This is a genomic window from Rubrivirga sp. (assembly GCF_049648075.1).
Taxonomy (GTDB): domain Bacteria; phylum Bacteroidota; class Rhodothermia; order Rhodothermales; family Rubricoccaceae; genus Rubrivirga.
Genome location: NZ_JBARYR010000387.1, coordinates 1 through 1,924 on the forward strand (window position 1 = coordinate 1; position 1,924 = coordinate 1,924).

The following is a 1,924-nucleotide window of genomic DNA, read 5'->3' on the forward strand; positions in this document are numbered from 1 at the left end:
GGGGGGCGGACGTTCCCCGTGACGCAGAAACCGGTCAAACTCCCAAGCGCCACCTCCACCCACGTCCTGAGGCGGACCTCGGCGTCCGGCCTTCGCCAGTTCGTTCACGGAATGGGGAGCGACCGCGCCCACGCCCGGACCGTCCCGTGGTGGCCGTGCCACGCCTCCCACACGGACCTCGACCACGTGTGGACGGCCGCCCGGTGGTCGTCGAGACTTGCTGCCGTGACCACGTGGCTCACGGTCACGCTCCCGAGCGACTCCGGCGGCTCCAACCAGCCGAACCGGCCTTTCACCTTCGAGACGGCGACCATGACTCGGTTCGACTCCCGCACGTCGAACCCCTGCTCGACCGTGAGGCAGAGCCGGATGAGGTGGACCCCAACCGACTTCATGCTCTGGGGCGACGGTCGGCCCGGGTGCTGCGCCGCGTACGCATCGACCGAAAGCCGGTGGACGTGGCCCAACTCCGGCTCGCTGTACTCGCGCGCGATCACTCGGCCGTAGGCAGCCCAGCACCCCGGAGACGACTCCATGTAGCGATGGACCGGTCCGGTGCCGTCGGGGAAAAGGCCCGCGCAACCGGGACATGGAGCAAGCGAGGGTCTTGTCACGGGAGGGCTGGGAGAGGCGGGCTCGGCTCGAACGTCGCGACCTCGTCTACGGTCATCGGTCCGGGGCGTCGATAGCTCCTGCCATCACGCGGTCGAAGTCGAGGGGTTTGAGAGGTCCTTGCGTGAACGTGAGCCGGAAGCCATCGGGGTCGGCGACGGTGCACTCGCGCGCGTTCCACGGCTTGTCCTCGGGCTCGGACACGATCCGAGCGCCGTGCTGGCGGGCGCGCTCGGCGATGGCGTCGACGGTCCCGTCGGTGACGGCGAACGTCAGCGTCACGCCGCTCCCCTTCTCGACGTCGTTGGACGGGCCGGAGGCGGGTCGGAGTAGGAGGTCGGCGTAGCGTGTCCAGCGAAGGTGCGACAGGGAGACGAGGCCGTCCGGCCCAGCCATTGTGAACACGTCCTGGAAGCCCAGCGCGTCCTGGTACCACGACGCGGACCGGGCCGGGTCGGCGACTTCCAAGACGGGGAAGGAGGGCATGGGGTAGATGTCGGGAGCTGCGGACATGGGAAGGGTCGTGGCGGTGATGATCGTGGGCAGAGGGGCGGCGTGGGCGGAGACAGAGGTCTAGGGGCCGAGGTTGTAAGTCTCGTCATGCGTCGGGCCAGGTCCACCCTCGGAGCGCGTAGTAGCGCTTGCGTGGCGTCGCCCGCAGCGCGTCGATGCCGTTGCGTCGGCACCACGCGAGGTGGAACACGAGGCCGGCTGAAACGAATAGCGTGGGCACCCAGAGCGCCCCGTGCCCCACGACCGGAACGAGCCCGAGCGTGAGGGCGGTGATGACCGTCCACTTCAGGATCTTCCTCCACGGCGACGTCTCGGCCTCGAACGGGGCCAGCACTGAGGTGCCGACCAGGTGGAGGGCGAGGAGGACGCCGAGCTCGAGTTCGATTCCCATGAGACGAAGAAGTGAGGGTGAGGAGATGGGTGGTCAGCGAGCTGGCGTGACCGTCACGTCGGCGACGTGGGCCACCGTCCCGGGGCCGACCCACAGAGCGAGTCCGCCCTCTGAGGGCGCATGCTTGAGGTCGACGACGAGCGTGGGCTCCGGCGCGCCGTGGACGAAGAGCCGCGCCCGGCGGCCGTCGAGTTCGACGCGGACGCGGGTCCACGCGCCCGCTTCGAGGTCCACGTAGGCCTCGTACCGGAACGGCTCTTCCTCGCGCAACCGCCGCCAGCCCCACTCGGGCGAGGCGATGTACTGGGTCGCGTGGTTGCGGAGCGCCTGGCTTTGGGCGCGGCCGTTCGTCGGGCGGAGGTAGATCGCCTCGAAGCGCTCGGCCGCGTCGTCCACGCGGAACGCCAG

3 protein-coding genes and 1 pseudogene are annotated in these 1,924 nt (G+C 69.8%); all 4 read right to left on the reverse strand.

What is annotated here, in order from left to right; genetic code table 11:
• Nucleotides 1-104 precede the first annotated feature (104 nt).
• A complete protein-coding gene (locus WBA11_RS11140) occupies nt 105-614 on the reverse strand; it encodes a DUF5946 family protein (RefSeq protein WP_424520761.1) in 510 nt (169 codons plus the stop codon).
• 52 nt (nt 615-666) lie between these two features.
• On the reverse strand, nt 667-1,098 hold the full coding sequence (locus WBA11_RS11145; RefSeq protein WP_424520762.1) for a VOC family protein: 432 nt from the start codon (nt 1,096-1,098) through the stop codon (nt 667-669).
• 112 nt (nt 1,099-1,210) lie between these two features.
• Nucleotides 1,211-1,516 (reverse strand): hypothetical protein, encoded by a 306-nt coding sequence (locus WBA11_RS11150; protein ID WP_424520763.1) that lies wholly within the window; start codon nt 1,514-1,516, stop codon nt 1,211-1,213.
• A 33-nt stretch (nt 1,517-1,549) separates the two neighbouring features.
• A pseudogene (locus tag WBA11_RS11155) lies at nt 1,550-1,924 on the reverse strand (hypothetical protein); the annotation flags it as partial.

What these genes read in the sequence shown, in the direction of transcription:
- WBA11_RS11145 (WP_424520762.1), bottom strand. Translation starts at nt 1,098, where the DNA reads ATGCCCTCCTTCCCCGTCTTGGAAGTCGCCGACCCGGCCCGGTCCGCG.
- WBA11_RS11150 (WP_424520763.1), bottom strand. Translation starts at nt 1,516, where the DNA reads ATGGGAATCGAACTCGAGCTCGGCGTCCTCCTCGCCCTCCACCTGGTC.